Annotated in this window: 17 protein-coding genes; 8 read left to right on the top strand and 9 right to left on the bottom strand. The window is 71.7% G+C overall.

Annotated elements, in window-relative coordinates; genetic code table 11:
• Positions 1-241 precede the first annotated feature (241 nt).
• Together AB0A63_RS32840 and AB0A63_RS32835 are read left to right on the top strand one after the other, a co-directional pair.
• On the top strand, positions 242-1,450 hold the full coding sequence (locus AB0A63_RS32840; protein WP_360398089.1) for a PI-PLC domain-containing protein: 1,209 nt from the start codon (positions 242-244) through the stop codon (positions 1,448-1,450).
• Between the two features lie 30 nt (positions 1,451-1,480).
• Entirely contained in the window at positions 1,481-2,560 is a 1,080-nt protein-coding gene (locus tag AB0A63_RS32835) for a PLP-dependent aminotransferase family protein (protein ID WP_360398087.1), read from the top strand.
• On the opposite strand, the gene AB0A63_RS32830 is transcribed toward AB0A63_RS32835, so the two are convergent.
• A complete protein-coding gene (locus AB0A63_RS32830; protein WP_360398085.1) occupies positions 2,523-3,350 on the bottom strand; it encodes a glycosyltransferase in 828 nt (275 codons plus the stop codon). The two genes, AB0A63_RS32835 and AB0A63_RS32830, sit on opposite strands and share 38 nt — an antisense overlap.
• A gap of 94 nt (positions 3,351-3,444) precedes the next feature.
• On the opposite strand from AB0A63_RS32830, the gene AB0A63_RS32825 reads away from it, so the two are divergent.
• The 6 genes from AB0A63_RS32825 (at position 3,445) to AB0A63_RS32800 (ending at position 7,454) form a co-directional block, all read left to right on the top strand.
• Positions 3,445-4,023, top strand: a complete 579-nt coding sequence (locus AB0A63_RS32825; protein ID WP_360398083.1) for a helix-turn-helix domain-containing protein — start codon at positions 3,445-3,447, stop codon at positions 4,021-4,023.
• Positions 4,020-5,351 carry an FAD-linked oxidase C-terminal domain-containing protein gene (locus AB0A63_RS32820; RefSeq protein ID WP_360398081.1) on the top strand — a complete coding sequence of 444 codons (1,332 nt, stop codon included), beginning with the start codon at positions 4,020-4,022 and terminating at the stop codon, positions 5,349-5,351. Before AB0A63_RS32825 ends, AB0A63_RS32820 begins: the two co-directional genes overlap by 4 nt.
• A 15-nt stretch (positions 5,352-5,366) precedes the next feature.
• Positions 5,367-6,197, top strand: coding sequence for an alpha/beta hydrolase (locus AB0A63_RS32815; protein WP_360398079.1), 831 nt, complete (start codon positions 5,367-5,369; stop codon positions 6,195-6,197).
• A 75-nt stretch (positions 6,198-6,272) separates the two neighbouring features.
• A complete protein-coding gene (locus AB0A63_RS32810) occupies positions 6,273-6,722 on the top strand; it encodes a MarR family transcriptional regulator (protein ID WP_360398077.1) in 450 nt (149 codons plus the stop codon).
• A complete protein-coding gene (locus tag AB0A63_RS32805; protein WP_360398075.1) occupies positions 6,719-7,114 on the top strand; it encodes a DUF5313 family protein in 396 nt (131 codons plus the stop codon). The genes AB0A63_RS32810 and AB0A63_RS32805 overlap by 4 nt, the downstream gene beginning before the upstream one ends.
• 7 nt (positions 7,115-7,121) lie before the next feature.
• Positions 7,122-7,454: a hypothetical protein gene (locus AB0A63_RS32800; protein ID WP_360398073.1), complete on the top strand. Its 333-nt coding sequence runs from the start codon at positions 7,122-7,124 to the stop codon at positions 7,452-7,454.
• Here AB0A63_RS32800 and AB0A63_RS32795 read toward each other — a convergent pair.
• From AB0A63_RS32795 to AB0A63_RS32760, 8 genes are all read right to left on the bottom strand, one after another.
• Positions 7,417-8,172: a 5'/3'-nucleotidase SurE gene (locus AB0A63_RS32795; protein ID WP_360398071.1), complete on the bottom strand. Its 756-nt coding sequence runs from the start codon at positions 8,170-8,172 to the stop codon at positions 7,417-7,419. The genes AB0A63_RS32800 and AB0A63_RS32795 overlap by 38 nt on opposite strands.
• Before the next feature lie 4 nt (positions 8,173-8,176).
• Complete coding sequence (locus tag AB0A63_RS32790) at positions 8,177-9,082, bottom strand: PfkB family carbohydrate kinase (RefSeq protein ID WP_360398069.1); 906 nt, start codon at positions 9,080-9,082, stop codon at positions 8,177-8,179.
• A gap of 58 nt (positions 9,083-9,140) precedes the next feature.
• Complete coding sequence (locus AB0A63_RS32785; RefSeq protein WP_360398067.1) at positions 9,141-9,326, bottom strand: hypothetical protein; 186 nt, start codon at positions 9,324-9,326, stop codon at positions 9,141-9,143.
• A gap of 24 nt (positions 9,327-9,350) precedes the next feature.
• Positions 9,351-11,045 carry a family 20 glycosylhydrolase gene (locus tag AB0A63_RS32780; protein WP_360398262.1) on the bottom strand — a complete coding sequence of 565 codons (1,695 nt, stop codon included), beginning with the start codon at positions 11,043-11,045 and terminating at the stop codon, positions 9,351-9,353.
• A 78-nt stretch (positions 11,046-11,123) separates the two neighbouring features.
• Positions 11,124-11,936, bottom strand: a complete 813-nt coding sequence (locus AB0A63_RS32775; protein WP_360398065.1) for an ECF transporter S component — start codon at positions 11,934-11,936, stop codon at positions 11,124-11,126.
• A complete protein-coding gene (locus AB0A63_RS32770) occupies positions 11,933-13,489 on the bottom strand; it encodes an ATP-binding cassette domain-containing protein (RefSeq protein WP_360398063.1) in 1,557 nt (518 codons plus the stop codon). Before AB0A63_RS32770 ends, AB0A63_RS32775 begins: the two co-directional genes overlap by 4 nt.
• Positions 13,486-14,517 (bottom strand): CbiQ family ECF transporter T component, encoded by a 1,032-nt coding sequence (locus AB0A63_RS32765; protein WP_360398061.1) that lies wholly within the window; start codon positions 14,515-14,517, stop codon positions 13,486-13,488. The genes AB0A63_RS32770 and AB0A63_RS32765 overlap by 4 nt, the downstream gene beginning before the upstream one ends.
• A 22-nt stretch (positions 14,518-14,539) precedes the next feature.
• A complete protein-coding gene (locus AB0A63_RS32760) occupies positions 14,540-15,307 on the bottom strand; it encodes a hypothetical protein (protein ID WP_360398059.1) in 768 nt (255 codons plus the stop codon).
• Positions 15,308-15,320: the final 13 nt, after the last annotated feature.

Raw genomic sequence — 15,320 nt, 5'->3', positions numbered from 1 at the left:
GCGACTGAGGGAGTCGAACCCTGCGCGGCTTGTGGAGGCGGCGCTCCACCCCGGCCCTGACCCTTCGCCTGAGCGACGGCTGCCTCGCTCGCAACCAAACCCGCAGGCCCGTGACCAGGCCCTCAACCGGCCCCGCAACCAGGTGCGGCGGGCGGTCCGACGCGCGGAACATCCACAGTGTTAAACGTTCACACTGCTGAAGATGTTTCATGTTTCGCTCATCTAAGTGACGCTGTTCACCATGCGATACCTCCCTGCCATCGCAGCCGCGCTGCTACTGCCCCTGGTGCCCGTCGTCACCGCCTCCCCGGCGGTGGCGGCCCCGAGCGGCACGTTCTACGTCACCGGTGTGCGCACCGGGCTCAACGTCGCCCAGAGCGGCACCGGACTCGCCCTGCACCGCCCGAAGGGCAACGAGGACCACCAGCAGTGGCGGCTCGCCGACGGGAGGTTCGAGAACACCGACTCGCCGGGGCAGTGCATCACCCGCCAGCTCAGCATGGCGCCGTGCTCACAGGGGGACACGGTCCACTCGCTCACGCAGTTCGGTGACCAGTGGGAGGTCTTCGGCCTCGGCGGGGAGACGCGGTGGTACCTCACGCCCGTCACCGGTCGGCAGAACCCGATGCCGGCTGACCCGCGGCTCGACCAGATGACGTTCCTGACGGCCCACAACGCGTATGCGAACGGGGTCGACGGCGGGTTCGCGCCGCCGTTCGTCAACCTCGCCAAGAACCAGACGCGCGGCATCGTGCAGCAGCTGAACGACGGCGTGCGCGGGTTCATGCTCGACATCCACCAGACGCCGGACGGCGCGATCCTCTGCCACAACAGCTGCACGCTCGTCAGCCGGCCCGTGGCGCTCAACGTCGACCTGCAGCGCATGGTCGACTTCCTGCGTAACAACCGCCAGGAGATCATCACGGTCTTCCTGGAGGACTACGTCGACGCCGCCACGCTGCGCGCCGAGCTGCGCAAGGTCAACGGGCTCGACGACGTGCTGTACCGGGCCGAGGGCGTGAAGGAGAACGGCTGGCCGACGCGCAGCCAGCTCCAGAGCGCGAACAAGCGGTTGATCGTCTTCACCGACCACGACAAGGACGGGCGCGAGGACACCGGTGTGCTGTACCAGCGGGACTGGACCGTCGAGAACTACTGGTCGATGGGGCCGGGGGTGGGCGCGTCCGACTGGTCCTGCTACAGCCGATGGGCTGAAAAACCGCTCACGGCCACCGACCGGTTCCAGCCGCTGTTCGTCATGAACCACTTCCGGGACGTGCCGTTCACGAACACCGCCACGACGGACAACGAGAAGGTGCTGAACCGGGCGCAGCAGTTCTGCCAGCCCGCGGCGCGGAAGAAGCCGAACTACCTGTCGGTCGACCTCTACCACCTCGGTGGCGCGAAGAGCGCGGTCGACCAGCTCAACGCATACGCATACGCGCCGTAGCCCAAATAGTGGGAGTTGTACGCTCCGCGCATGGCCTCGATCCTGTTCACGCGCGGAGCGCCCTCTCTCGACATCATCGACCAGGAAGGTCTGCGCGAAGCAGCGCAGAAAGCCTTCACGGACGACCCCGGCGGCACCTTCGCGTACGGAACGAGCGTCGGCTACGTGCCGCTGCGGACCTGGCTCGCGGAGCAGCACGGGGTCGAGCCGGAGCAGGTGCTCGTCACCAACGGGTCGATGCAGGCCGACGCGTTCCTGTTCGAGCTGCTCGTGGGCGAGGGCGACGACGTCGTGGTCGAGGCGCCGACCTACGACCGCACGCTGCTGAACCTGCGCCAGCGCGGCGCGAAGGTCCACGCGATCGAGCTGCAGACCGACGGCATCGACGTCGACGCGCTGGAGAAGCTGCTGGAGAGCGGTGTGCGGCCGAAGCTCGCGCACATCATCCCGAACTTCCACAACCCGGCCGGCTACACGCTGTCCGCGGCCAAGCGGGCGCGGCTGCTGGAGCTCGCGGCCCGGTACGACTTCGTGCTGTTCGAGGACGACCCGTACGTGAAGGTGCGGTTCGAGGGCGAGCCGCTGCCGACGATGCTGTCGCAGGACGAGAACGAGAAGGTCGTCTACGCGTCGTCGTTCTCGAAGACCATGGCGCCCGGCATCCGCTGCGGGTACCTGGTGGGGCCGAAGTCCGTCATCAAGGCGGTCCAGGACATCGCCACCACCACGTACATCTCGCCGAACATGGTGGCGCAGTCGATCGTGAACTCGTACTGCCGGTCCGGTCGCCTCGACGAGTCGGTCGTCAACGTGCGCACCGCGCTGCGCGCCCGCCGGGACGCGCTCGTCGCGGCGTTGCGGCGGGAGCTGCCCGAGGCCGTGTTCACGGCGCCGCAGGGCGGCTACTTCATGTGGGTCGAGCTGCCGGGCGTGTCGATCGAGAAGCTGTTCCCGGTCGCCAAGGAGCACGGCGTCGAGTTCGTGAAGGGCTCCGACTTCCTGCTGGAGGGCGGCGACAACGAGATGCGCCTCGCGTTCTCGGGTGTCACGCCGGAGCAGATCGACGAGGGCATCACGCGCCTCGCCGCGGCGGTCCGCTCGCTTTCCTGATCTGCGCCTCCAGGTGTTCCGGCAACGCGCTGCGCTGCCGGAGCGCCTGGCGCAGGCGGGGCACGGCCGCGCGGAACGCCACCGGGTCCCGCAGCGAGTCCGCCAGTGCCCGGCTCACGGGCCTGCGCATCCACGACGTCAGCACGGCGTTGCGCCGTTCGACGATCTCGCCGCCCTGCTCGCGGTGCGGTGACGGGTGGTGGTGCGCCACCACGTCCTCGACGTAGCAGAGCGCCCAGCCCGCTGCCGCGAGGTCCCACGCCAGCAGCGTCTCCTCGCCGCGGAAGAACAGCAGCGCGCTGAACCCGCCGACCTCCTCGAACGCCTGCCGCCGCACGATCGCCGAGCAGGCCAGGAACCCCAGCACCGCGGGCCCCGCCACGCCCTGACCGAGCGGGCTGTCGCGCAGCAGCGGTGTGATCGGGTCCGGTCTCTCCTCAGGACCGACGAGCGTGCGGCCCGCGATCACGGCGAGGTCCGGGTGGTCGTCGAAGATCCGCTCGGCCCGCTCGAACGCCCCCGGCGCCCACCACGAGTCGTCGTCCGCGAACGCCACGTACGGCGTGCGCGCGGCCAGCACCCCGGCGTTGCGACCGGCCGCACCGCGGTTGACCGGCGACTGCAACACCCGGACCAGCGGGAACTCGGCCCGCACGCGTGCGGCGGTGTCGTCGGTGGAGGCGTTGTCGACCACGATCACCGGCACCCGCGACGGGCTGAGGTGCGCGAGGGTGCGCAGCAGGCTGTCGGCGCGGTTCCGCGTGGCGATGACGACGGTCGTGCGGGGCATGCAGGTCGTCTACCCCAGAACCCGCACCCCACACTCTGACAGTTCCTGCCAGAAAATCTGGCAGTTGCTGACATTTCGCGCTAGGTTGAGCCGCGTGGAGACGCTCACCGGCCGCGCCGCGAAGGACCTGCGCACCCGCCTCGCCATCCAGCAGGCGGCCATCGAGCTGTGCCTGGAGCACGGGTTCGCGGCGACCTCGACCAAGGCGATCGCCGACCGGGCCGGGGTGTCCGAGCGGACGCTGTTCCGCACGTTCGGCAGCAAGGCCGCGATCTTCTGGTACGACGCGTTCCTCAGCCGGGTCGTCCGCGCGCTGCGGCCGGGCCCGGACCCCGTCGCGGCACTGGTGGACGCGGTTCGCGCCGCGGTCGGCACGATCACGCCGGAGCAGTGGGCGCTCAAGCTCGGCCGCCGCGAGGTGATCCTGCGGGAACCGGACCTCATCGCCACCGGTACCCGGGAGCTGAACGCGGGTGCCGAGAGCATCGCCGCGCTGCTCACACCTCCGCTCGCCTCCCCCGCGCAGGCCTTCGACCTGCTGCTCTTCGCGCGGTTCGCGGTGGCGGGGTTCGGCGTCGTGCCGTTCCACGCGGACACGACTCCGGCAGAGTGGGGTGCGGAACTGGAACGCGTGGCGCACAAGGCCGCGCACGGCGCGTTGGAGCGGTCATGACCTTGCCGAACCTGATCACCGACCCGAACTCGCTCGTGAACCTGAGCCACGACGAGGCCGAGTGGGCGCCCGCGGGCACGCCCTGGGCCGCGTTCCGGCCGCAGTCCACGGCGGAGGTCCAGGAGGCGGTGCGGCACTGCGCCGCCCACAACGTCCCGATCGTGCCGCGCGGTGCGGGCACCGGGCTGTCCGGCGGGGCGAACGCCGTCGACGGCTGCCTCGTGCTCGACCTCAGCCGGATGGACCGGGTGCTGGAGATCGACCCCGAGAACCTGCTCGCCGTCGTGCAGCCCGGCGTGGTGAACGACGACCTCAAGAAAGCCGTTGCCGCGCAGGGGCTCTGGTACCCGCCGGACCCGGCCAGCTCGCCGTGGTCGACCATCGGCGGCAACGTCGCCACGAACGCCGGCGGCCTGTGCTGCCTGAAGTACGGCGTGACCCGCGACTACGTCCTCGGCCTGGAGGTCGTGATGGGCGGGCCCGTCGAGTACGGCACGGCGGTCCGGCTGGGGCGGCGCACCACCAAGGGCGTCGCCGGGTACGACCTGACCAGCCTGCTGGTCGGCTCGGAGGGCACGCTCGGCGTCGTCACCGAGATCACCCTGCGGCTGCGCCCCGCGCCCGCACCGCAGGCCACCGTCGTCGGCGCGTTCGCCGGACTCGTCGCCGCGGGTGACGCGGTCGCGCTGTGCACCCGCCGCGGCCTGCAACCGGCGGCGCTGGAGCTGGTCGACCGCGCGTGCCTGCGGGCCGTCGAGGACTGGAAGCGCCTGGGCATCGAACCCGACACCGAGGCCATGCTGCTGGCCCGCGCCGAGACCGCCGCGGACGCCGACGGCCTGGCCAGCGCGTTCACCGAGGCCGGCGCCGTGTGGACCGAGCGGTCGACCGACTCGACCGAGGCCGAGGCGCTGTTCGCCGCCCGCCGCCTCGCCTACCCGGCGCTGGAACGCCTCGGGCCGCTGCTGACCGAGGACGTGTGCGTGCCGCGGTCGGCCGTGCCCGCGATGCTCGCGCGGATCGTGGAGATCGGCGCGCGGCACGGCGTCCAGGTGGCGACCATCGCCCACGCCGGCGACGGCAACCTGCACCCGATGCTCGTCACCCCGCCCGGCGACGACAACGCGCGCATCGCCGCGCAGGCCGCGTTCACCGACATCATCGACGCCGCGCTCGCACTCGGCGGCACCGTCACCGGCGAGCACGGCGTGGGCCTGCTCAAGCGCGACGGCATGATCCGCGAGCTCGGCCCCGACGTGTGCGCCGTGCAGGACGCCGTCAAGCACACCCTCGACCCGTTGCACATCTTCAACCCGGGCAAGGCCTGAGAGGAGCTCCGGCACATGCTGCACCACGTCCCCGTCACCGGCGGGACCCTGACCGTCGAGGTGGTGGACGGCGACACCGCACCCGTGCTCGCCGTCCACGGCCTGACCAGCAACCGCAAGCTGTGGAGCTGGGTCGCCGCGCACGGCTTCACGCTGGTGGCCCCCGACCTGCGCGGCCGTGCCGACAGCGCGGCCCTGACGGGCTCGTCGCTCCGGCAGCACACCGACGACATGGTGCGCGTGCTGGACGCGTTGGGACTCGACGCGGTGACGGTGTGCGGCATGTCCATGGGCGCGTACGTCGGCGTCGACCTCGCCGTACGCCATCCGGACCGGGTGCGCGCGCTCGTTCTCGTGGACGGCGGTCTGCCCATGCCCGCGCACGCCGCCATGACCCCCGAGCTGATCGAGGCCGCGTTCGCTCCGCAGCTCGCCGTCCTGGACCGGACCTGGACACCGGACGGCTACCTCGCCGCGAACGCCGCCGCGAACCCGCTCATCGACCCGGCCGACCCGCTGCAGCGCGCGTACTTCGCCCACGACCTGTCCCCCGACGGCCACCGCAGGCTCGACCGGGCCACCGTCCTCGCCGACGCGCGTGACACAGTCCTCGGCACCTCGCCCTGGCGCTCGCTGACCGTGCCGACGTGGTTCGTGCACGCCGGGTGGAGCACCGGGCCGGACACCCCGCCCGCCTACTCGGCGCAGGACGCGGCCGGGTTCCGCGCGGCGCTGCCCGTGCTGCACGAGCCGGTGCTGATCCCCGAGGTCGACCACGGGGGCACGGTGATGACGGCCGCCGGTGCCGCGGTGACGGCCGGGGTGCTGACCGAAGCGCTGAGGTAGGGCCTGGAGCGGGGAACGTCTCCCCCGCCACACCCGCTGGACCGCAGGCACGCCCCCGAGATACTGTGTGCACAAATGATTAGCACACCAAGTATCCCGGAGAACCCCCTTGAGCTGGAGCGGCAGGTCTGCTTCGGGCTCGCGGTGGCCAGCCGCACGGTGATCGCGGTCTACCGGCCGATCCTCGAACCCCTCAACCTCACCCACCCGCAGTACCTGGTGATGCTGGCCCTGTGGGAGCGGTCGCCGCGCACGGTGAAGGACCTCTCCACGGCCCTGCAGCTCGACCCCGGCACCCTCAGCCCGTTGCTGAAGCGGTTGGAGGCCATCGGGTACGTCGAGCGGCAGCGCGACAAGGCCGACGAGCGCGCGCTGGCGCTGACCCTCACCGAGCAGGGCCAGGAGCTCAGGAACGAGGCGTTGAAGATCCCCTTCAAGGTCGTCGAGCAGCTCGGCATGTCGTTCGAGGAGCTCGCCCAGCTGAACGAGGTGCTGCGCAAGGTGATCGCGAAGGCCACGGCATGAACCCCGCGCTGAAGCTCTGGTACTACGCCGGTGGGCGCGTGCCGCAGAAGCACCGCGCGTTCGTCTACGACGACGTGACCGGTCCGAAGTGGTTGCTGCGCTTCACGCTCCGCAGCCTGGTGCAGGTCACGCCGCTGACGACGGCCATCACGCTGGCGCTCGTGTTCGGGCTCGGGTCGCCGTGGCCGCTCGCCATCGCGTGCGGTGCGCTGGGATTCGTTGTGGGCCTTTACTTCGCGTTGTCCTACGCACCCGAAAGCGTGGATTACCGCCTCACGAAGTACGGGTATCCCAGAGGAACAGCGACCGCAGGCCGTCGAGAGCGCAACGCCGCGCAGGACCGCGAAAGCCAAGCGAAGTACGACGCGGTGTGGCGGCGATCCGAAGGGTAGGGCGACCATGGCCTTGGCGACGACCGACCGCTTCCGGTTCACCAGGCCACAGGCGCTCACCCTCACGGCCGGGGTGTTCCAGCTCGTCTTCGGGTGGCTCGACCTGTTCGGGCTCGACCCGAACTACCACGTGCTGCAGATCGGCGTCGGCGCGCTCGGCGTCGTCATGGCGTGGCGGCTCGACCTGGCGCGGATGTACGGCCTCCTGCTGCTCGTGTCGTTCGGCTTGCTGGCGTTCTACGTCGACGACATCACGGCCGAGAGCTTCCTGGAGGTGCGGACCGCGCTGATCGGGCTCGTGATCACGCTGGCCAGGGCGGCAAAGGGCGCTCGACGCTAGTGTCGCGCTCCACCGAGCGCAGCGCGGTCAGCGTCGCGTAGCCCTCGCCGAGCAGCGCGGCGTCCGTGCCGGGTGCGGGTGACTCCTCGGAGTACACGGCGACGAGCTCGACCTCGTTCTCGCCGGCCTCGTCCACGCGGCTCTGCACCGTGCCGAACCGGGCCAGCTCCGCCCAGCGGAGTCCGCGCACGTCACCGGCGTTCGGCACGTTGAGCGAGAGCACCGTCGCATCGGGCATCTCCCCCAGCAGCGGCAGCACGACGCGTGCCAGCTCGCCCGCCTTGTCCCACAGCGGTTCGGGGTGGTCCAACCCGACGTCGAGCGACACCGCGAGCGCGGACACGTCGTTCACGTGCGCGGTCAGGGCGGCGCCGACGGTGCCGGAGTGCAGGACGGCGCGTCCGACGTTCGCGCCCAGGTTGATGCCGGAGAGCAGCACGTCGGGTTTGCCGCCGAAACCGCCCTGGCAGGCGATCAGCGAGATCAGGCCGGGGTGGGCGGCGACCGCCCACGCCTCGACGTCGAGACCGGGCAGGTCACGGCGTTCGCTGACCACCCTGCCGGTGTCGCCGACCGCCGCCACCGAGGCGCTGGTGCCGCTGGCCTGCTGGGCCGGTGCCGCGACGACCACCTCGTAGCCCAGTGAGACTGCGGCCTGCGCCAGCACCAGCAGGCCGGGCGAGTCGATTCCGTCGTCGTTGGTGATCAGCGCGCGCATCCGCTCATTCCTCGATCGGCTCCAGTTCCACGCGTTTGCTCAGCTCCCGCACCGCGTCGCCGCTCCCGCTGCCGAGACCGTGGCGCGTCACGTTGACCGCGCCCGCGGCGGCGCCGAGCTTCACCGCGTCCTCCAACGACATACCCAGTGCGAGGCCCGCTGAAATCCCCGCGGTCATGGAGTCGCCCGCGCCCCGCGTGTCGACCGGCTGCAACTGGGGCATCTTCACGAAGTACAGCTTGTCCTCCAGCAGGGCCAATGCCGGTTCGTCCGCACGGGAGACCACCACGCCGTGGACGCACGACTCGGCGAGCTCGCGGCACTTCGCGATGAGCTTGGGCACGTCCTCCTCGCCCAGCTCCTCGTGGCTGACCTTCACGACGTGCGGGCCGCCGCGCACGGCCTCGGCCAGCCGGTCGCCGGCGAGGTCGACGATCACGCGGCAGCCGTTGCTGGTGAGGTCGGCGGTGAGGCGGTGGTAGACGTCGTGCGGCAGCACCCGGTCGTCGGACGGGCCGCTCAGCACGGCCGTGCCGGCGCGGATGCCCTCGATCAGGGCCAGCTCGTAGACGTCGTCGAGCTCGTGGCGGGACAACGCGTCCGGGAGCATCTCGACCACCTCGGACCGGCTTCCGTCGCGGCGGTCGTGCACGTAGGCGCCGTTGCGCGCGGCGACATCACGTGCGCGCAGGTCGACGTGCTCGCCTTCCAGCAACGTGCGCAGCACACGTCCGGTCTCGCCGCCGAAGGTCGCGCACACGACGGCTTCGACACCCAACGCGGCGATCATCCTGGACTGCCAGAAACCCTGGCCGCCCGCGTGCAGGTGCACGTCGGGCTCACCGTCGAGGTCCTCGACGGTGACGGTCAGTTGAGGGGACGGGGCGAATACGGCAACTCGGGCATCCACGACACCCTGGTACCCGGTGCGGGCGAACACTATTCACCCGCACCGGATAAATCGGACATCACGCGCCGGAACCGCCGGTCGGGTCGTCGCCGTCCTGCGGTGCGGGCGCGCCACCCGGTGCCATCTTCTCGTCGGCGCGCCACTCGCCCGGTTGCGTCATCTCGCGGTACTCGTCCACCTCCTGCGGGGTCGGGTCGACACCGACCTCTTCGGCGAACTCCTCGGCTTCTTCCGGATCAGTCATGTCCGGCGGAGTACCCAGAAGCGCTCAACACACGCCGCCGTCGCGCCACGCACCCCACTGCCCGGTGGTTCCCGGCTCCTCGCCCCGCGTCCACCACTGCGCGGTCCACCTGTGGCCGCCGTGCGAAACGACGTTGCCGCCGCTGTAGGCCTTGTCGCGGTCCCACGCGGGCTCCGCGCACGGGCCGGGCCCAGGGCCACCGGTGTCCCACGGGACCTGGGCGGACCGGTAGAAGTTGATGCCCATGGTGGTCCAGCGCGGGCCGTGGCTGCCCAGGCGCACCTTGAACTGGTCCCAACTGTGCGTCGACCACGGCGACCAGGCCAGCTCGGCAATCGCCGCGAGCCGCGGGAACGCCAGGTACTCGACGTCGTTCGAGGTCGTGACCGTCTCGGTCCACAGTGGAGCCTCAACGCCGTGCACGGCGGACTCGGGGACGCCGCTCAGGTGCGTGCCGGGGTTCCAGTCGTACGCGGTCTGGACCTCGATCAGGCCCGCCCACGTCAGGCCGATCGGCGTGCTGGAGTTGTACTTCATGTCCAGGTACGCCTTGTTCGCGGGCGACATGACGACCTTGTTGCCGCGCGCGACCGCCGCCTGCACCGTCGCGTTGGCCGTGGAGGTGCCCCAGTACTGCGGGATCGCGGCGGTGTCGGTCGTCGTCTTCACGAACTCGTGCCAGCCGAGCACGGTCTTGCCGTACTTCTTGACGATCGGCAGGGCGCGGTCCATGAACGCCTTGTAGTCGGCGTCGGTGGTCGCGTGCGCCTCGTCGCCGCCGATGTGGAAGTACGGGCCGGGGGTCAGCGCCGCGATCTCGCGGACCACGTCGTCGACGAACCTGTAGGTGATGTCCTTGTTGACGCACAACGAGGAGTAGCCGACCTCGATGTCGGTGCGCAGCGGCGGGGCCTGGCCGGTGCAGTTGAGCTCCGCGTACGAGGAGAGCGCCGCGTTGGTGTGGCCCGGCAGGTCGACCTCCGGGATGACCGTGATCTTGCGGGCCGCCGCGTACTGCACGATCTCGCTGTACTGGGCCTTGGTGTAGAAGCCGCCGGGGCCGCCGCCGACCTGCGTGCTGCCGCCGTGGGAGGTGAGCCGCGGCCAGCTGTCGACCACGATCCGCCAGCCCTGGTCGTCGCTCAGGTGCAGGTGGAGGTAGTTGATCTTGTAGAGCGCGAGCTGGTCGAGGTAGCTCTTGACCGAGGCGACGGGGTGGAAGTGCCGTGCCACGTCCAGCATCGCGCCGCGGTAGGAGAACCGCGGGTGGTCGACGATCAACGCACCCGGCACGGTCCACGGACCGGGCTGCGCGGTCGTGCTCTCCACCTTGGCGGGCAACAGCTGCCGCAACGTCTGCACACCCGCGAACAGACCCTCGGAGGTGTTGGCGCGAATGGTGATCGCGGACGCGGCCACGTCGAGCTGGTACCCCTGCTGCCCCACGGTGCCCGGCGCACCGGAGAGCAGGAGCGCGATGCCGTCGGCGGGCGTGCCGGTCGTGTCGGACACCGGCAGCGCGAACCCGGTCGACGGCCGCAGCACGCCGGCCAGGAAGTCGCCCACGTCCCGTGCCGCCGGAGCGGTGTAGACCTTGGTGGTGGCGGTCAGCGCGTGCGTGACGCCGGCGCGTGCCTGCACGGAGACCGGGACCGGCACCAGGCCCTGCAACGGTTCCGCGGCCTGCGACTGCGCACTGACGGAGAGCGCGGCGGTCACGGTGATGACCGCGGCGAGAACACGAGTTCTCACGACTCCTCCTCCGAGTCGGGGGCGGCGGCCCGACTCACAGGGTGGTCACACCTCCCGATTGCCGTCAATGGTCTGAGCCAATTCCGGCCGGTCGCGACCGGGCAGGAAGGCCGCTTTTCGCGCCGCCCGGCGCAACGTCCTGAGCAGCACCGGCCCCGTCACCGCGACCAGCACGGCGGTGGTGGCGGCACGCCCGAGGTCCCAGCCGAGCGAGGTGGCGAGGGTGAACGCGGCGAGCTTCACGAGGTTCTGCGCGGCGGAGGCCTCCGGATCGAAGCTGACGCTCGTGCCCTCGCCGGCCGCGAACGGCCAGAACGACAGGTTCAGCAGGAACCCGTAGACCAGCGAGCTGACCACCCCGTACCCGGCGAGCAGCGCGATCTCCGCCTTGCCGCGCCACTGCGGCAGCAGCCCGGCCCCGAGCGCGACCCAGGCCGCGCCGAGCATCTGGTACGGCAGCCACGGCCCGACGCCGCCGGTCAGCAGGGCGGAGGCGAACAACGTCGTGTTGCCCAGCACGAACCCGAACCCCGGCCCGAACACCCGCCCGCCGAGAACCATGAGGAAGAAGACCGTCTCGATGCCGGCGGTGCCCGCGCCGAGCGGCCGGATGGCGGCACCGAGCGCCGACAGCACGCCGAGCATCGCGACCGCCTTGGAGTCCATGCCGCGGTCGCTGATCTCCGCGAGCACCACGGCCAGCACCACCGGCAGCAGCAACGCGAACGTCCACGGCGCGTCACCACCACGTGCGAGGTCACTGGTCGGCGCGATGAACAACGGCCACGTGAACGCGGCCAGCCCGAGAACCCCGGAGATCGCGAGCGCGACGGCCGAGCGGGTGCGGAGGGCGATCATCGCGCTGCCTCGACCTCCTCCACGGTCAACCACGGCCCGAGGACCTTGCTGACCTGCGGCGCGAACACCGGCGACGACGTGACCACCGCACGCGCGGGCCCGTCCGCGACGACCTCGCCGTCGGCCAGCACCACCACGCGCGTCGCGAACTCCGCGACGAACTCGACGTCGTGGGTGGCCAGGACGACCGCGCTCCCCAGACCTGCGAGCACCCGCGCGAGCGCGGCCTTGGCCGGGTAGTCGAGACCGCGGGTCGGTTCGTCGAGCAGCAGCACCCGCGGGGTGCCGGTCAGCATGACCGCGAGCACGAGCGCGAGCCGTTGCCCCTCGGACAGATCACGCGGGTGCGTCCCGTCGGGGACGTCGGCCAGGCCGTCCAGCACAGCGCGGCACGTCCCCGCGGGGCGGCCGGACTCGCGGTCGGCCTGGGCGCACTCGTCGGCGACGGTCTCCAGGTAGAGCAGGTCGCTCGGCTGCTGGGGGACCAGGGCGACGGTGCGGCGGCGCTCGGCGGGCTTGAGGGTCTTCGGGTCGGTGCCGGCGACGGTGACGGTGCCGGAGGTGCGGCGGCCGCTGCCCTGGGCGGCCCACAGGAAGGTGGACTTGCCGGAACCGTTGCGGCCCATCAGCGCCACGCGTTCGCCGTGCGCGACCTGGAGGGAAACGTTGCGCACGGCGTGGACGTCGCCGTACTTGACGACGACCTGGTCGACCGCAAGGGCGGTGTCACCGCGTGGTGCCGTTGCAGCAGGTGGTTCGGTGAGCCGGGCCCTGAAGTCCTTGGCCATGCGGCGCGCGTCCCTGACCGAGACCGGCACCGGCGTCCACCCCGCCAGCTGCGCCAGGCGCACCACGGGCGGGGCGACCGGGGCCTTGGCCAGGGTCGCGCCCACGTCCCCCAGCTCGCCGCCCGGCAGGAGCAGCGCGGAGTCGGCGTACTGGGCCACGCGTTCGAGGCGGTGTTCGGCGATCACGACGGTCATGCCGAGGTCGTGCACCAGGCGTTGCACGGCTGCCAGGACGTCCTCGGCGGCGCCGGGGTCGAGGGCGGAGGTGGGTTCGTCCAGCACCAGGACGCGCGGGTGGGCGGTGAGGGCGGCGCCGATGGCGACGCGTTGTTGCTGGCCGCCGCTCAGGGTCGCGAGTGGACGGTCGCGCAGGTCCGCGATGCCCAGCAGGTCCAGGGTTTCCTCCACCCGCTTGCGCATGACGTCGCCGGGCAGGCCGAGGGACTCCATGGAGTAGGCCAGCTCGTCCTCGACGTTGTCCGCCACGAAGCCCGCCTGCGGGTCCTGGCCGACGAAGCCGACCACGTCGGCGAGTTCGCGGGGTGGGTGGTGGGCGGTGTCGCGGCCGTCGACGAGGACGCGGCCCTCCAGGGTGCCGCCGCTGAAGTGCGGGACGAGGCCGTTGATCGCGCGCAGGAACGTCGACTTGCCCGCGCCGGTGCGGCCGACGACCAGGCAGAGCTCTCCCTCGGGGATCTCCGCGGACAGGCCGGTGAGCACCGGGGTGCCGGTGTAGGTGATGGTGACGTCCTCGAACCTGATCATCGTTCCCTCGCGATCCCCAGCGGTGCCAGCGCCACCAGCACGGCCAGCGCCGGTGCGAGCGGTAGTTCGGGTGCCTGCAGCGGGACCGTCGCCGGCGACAGCGCCGGGTCGGTCGAGAGCACCAGTGCCGCGGCGCTCGCCACGCCGCTCAGCGCCACGGCGACCGCGCGCGGGGTCCAGCGGTCGGGGCGGTAGCGGGTGCGCGGCACCCGGCGGGCGCCGACCAGCAGGCCCGCGACGGCCAGCAGCACGCCGAGCGCGAGCAGGGGCCAGCCGGAGTAGGCGTCGGCGAGCAGGCCGTACGTGCCGATGCAGAGGCCGAAGAGGCCCGCCAGGACCAGTGCGCCGGTCACCGCGCGGTCGCGGCGCGAGATGCCGGCGGTGCGGCCGTAGCCGCGCGAGTCCATGGAGGCGGCGAGGACGAGCGAGCGTTCCAGCGCGTCCTCCAGCACCGGCACCAGCAGCGTGCGGATCGCGCGCACGCCGCGAGCCGCGTCACCGCGCAACCGGCGGGCCCTGCGGACCGAACGCGCCGACGACACCAGTTGCGGCGCAACGGTCAGCGCCACCACCACGGCCACGCTCACCTCGTACAGCGCGGCGGGCAGGGAGCGCAGGAGGCGTTTCGGGTTGGCGAGGGCGTTCGCGGCGCCGACGCAGCTCAGGATCGTGGCGAGCAGCAACCCCTGGTACAGCGCGAAGACCAGCCCCTCCGCGGTCACCGGTCCGCCGATGCGGATGCCCTGCGCCCAGTCCGGCAACGGGACCTGCGGCAGGGTGAACAACGTCGTCGGGCCCGCGATGCCGCCGAGGAACACGTGCAGCAGCACCCGCAGGCCGATGACCAGCAGACCGAACCTGAGGAACACGCCGTAGGTTCCCGCCCACGGCGTGTTCGCGCGGCACGTCACGACCACGACCCCCGCCACCGCCAGGACCAGGCCCAGCAGCAACGGGTTCGTGGTGCGGCTGGCGGCGGTGGCCAGGCCCAGGGCCCACAGCCACCACGCGCCGGAGTGGAGCCTCACGCCGCGGACCTCCGCCGAGCGCTCACTCTTCCGCGCTGCGCCGGCGACGGGCCACGAGCAGTCCCGCCACGACCAGCGCGCCGATCGCCAGCACGCCGAGCACCGTCCACAACGGACTACCCGGCTCCTGGTCCTGCTGCTGCGCCTTCTCCTCGACCGCGGCCGAGGTCACGGCGGCGGCCGTGCTCGAAGACGGCTCCGAAGCCGACGCCGAAGTCGTCGCGGCAGAGGACGAGGGCGGTGCAGTGGTGGACGGCTGCCCGGCAGGCGGGGTCACGGGGACCTGCGGCGGTGCGGGCGGTTGCTGGGCCGGAGGCTGTTGGGCAGGGGGTTGCTGAGCGGGCGGCTGCTGGACCGGTGGCGGTGCAGGTGCGGGTGCGGCCGGCGGGGCGATCCCCGGCTGCTCCCCCGCGCCGAACGCCCACCCCTCGACGCTGCCGCGGGCCGGCACGTAGGTCGCCGCGCCCTGGTTGCTGTAGGACCACGAACCACCGGGTGGCGCGTGCCAGTACGACCAGTACGCGGTGGCGGGCGAGGTGGTGACGCACCTGTCGGTGTCGGTGCCCGGCCTGCCGTTGATGCGGCAGACGAACCCCTGCTGCCGTGACGCGTAGGCGTAGCTGAACCCGGCCGCCGCCAGCGCCGCCACCCCGGAACCCGGACTGCCCGCCGCGCACCCCTGCTGCACACCACCGCCGAGACCGCGGAAGTCGACGACGACGGTCACGCCGTCGCAGCCCGCCGCCTGAGCCGGCACCGGGACCGCCGCGGCGATCACCAGTGCCAGCACGCAGAAGAACCTC

Origin of the sequence: Lentzea sp. NPDC042327, assembly GCF_040647275.1 — a bacterium.
Classification (GTDB): Bacteria; Actinomycetota; Actinomycetes; order Mycobacteriales; family Pseudonocardiaceae; genus Lentzea.
The sequence above is the reverse complement of the archived record's forward strand: the minus strand, read 5'-3'. Positions and strand labels throughout refer to the sequence as shown.

Excerpts from the sequence above, each read along its gene's own strand:
- AB0A63_RS32840 (WP_360398089.1), top strand. The coding sequence starts at position 242 with ATGCGATACCTCCCTGCCATCGCAGCCGCGCTGCTACTGCCCCTGGTG.
- AB0A63_RS32835 (WP_360398087.1), top strand. The coding sequence starts at position 1,481 with ATGGCCTCGATCCTGTTCACGCGCGGAGCGCCCTCTCTCGACATCATC.
- AB0A63_RS32830 (WP_360398085.1), bottom strand. The coding sequence starts at position 3,350 with ATGCCCCGCACGACCGTCGTCATCGCCACGCGGAACCGCGCCGACAGC.
- AB0A63_RS32820 (WP_360398081.1), top strand. The coding sequence starts at position 4,020 with ATGACCTTGCCGAACCTGATCACCGACCCGAACTCGCTCGTGAACCTG.
- AB0A63_RS32815 (WP_360398079.1), top strand. The coding sequence starts at position 5,367 with ATGCTGCACCACGTCCCCGTCACCGGCGGGACCCTGACCGTCGAGGTG.
- AB0A63_RS32810 (WP_360398077.1), top strand. The coding sequence starts at position 6,273 with ATGATTAGCACACCAAGTATCCCGGAGAACCCCCTTGAGCTGGAGCGG.
- AB0A63_RS32805 (WP_360398075.1), top strand. The coding sequence starts at position 6,719 with ATGAACCCCGCGCTGAAGCTCTGGTACTACGCCGGTGGGCGCGTGCCG.
- AB0A63_RS32800 (WP_360398073.1), top strand. The coding sequence starts at position 7,122 with ATGGCCTTGGCGACGACCGACCGCTTCCGGTTCACCAGGCCACAGGCG.
- AB0A63_RS32795 (WP_360398071.1), bottom strand. The coding sequence starts at position 8,172 with ATGCGCGCGCTGATCACCAACGACGACGGAATCGACTCGCCCGGCCTG.
- AB0A63_RS32785 (WP_360398067.1), bottom strand. The coding sequence starts at position 9,326 with ATGACTGATCCGGAAGAAGCCGAGGAGTTCGCCGAAGAGGTCGGTGTC.
- AB0A63_RS32775 (WP_360398065.1), bottom strand. The coding sequence starts at position 11,936 with ATGATCGCCCTCCGCACCCGCTCGGCCGTCGCGCTCGCGATCTCCGGG.
- AB0A63_RS32770 (WP_360398063.1), bottom strand. The coding sequence starts at position 13,489 with ATGATCAGGTTCGAGGACGTCACCATCACCTACACCGGCACCCCGGTG.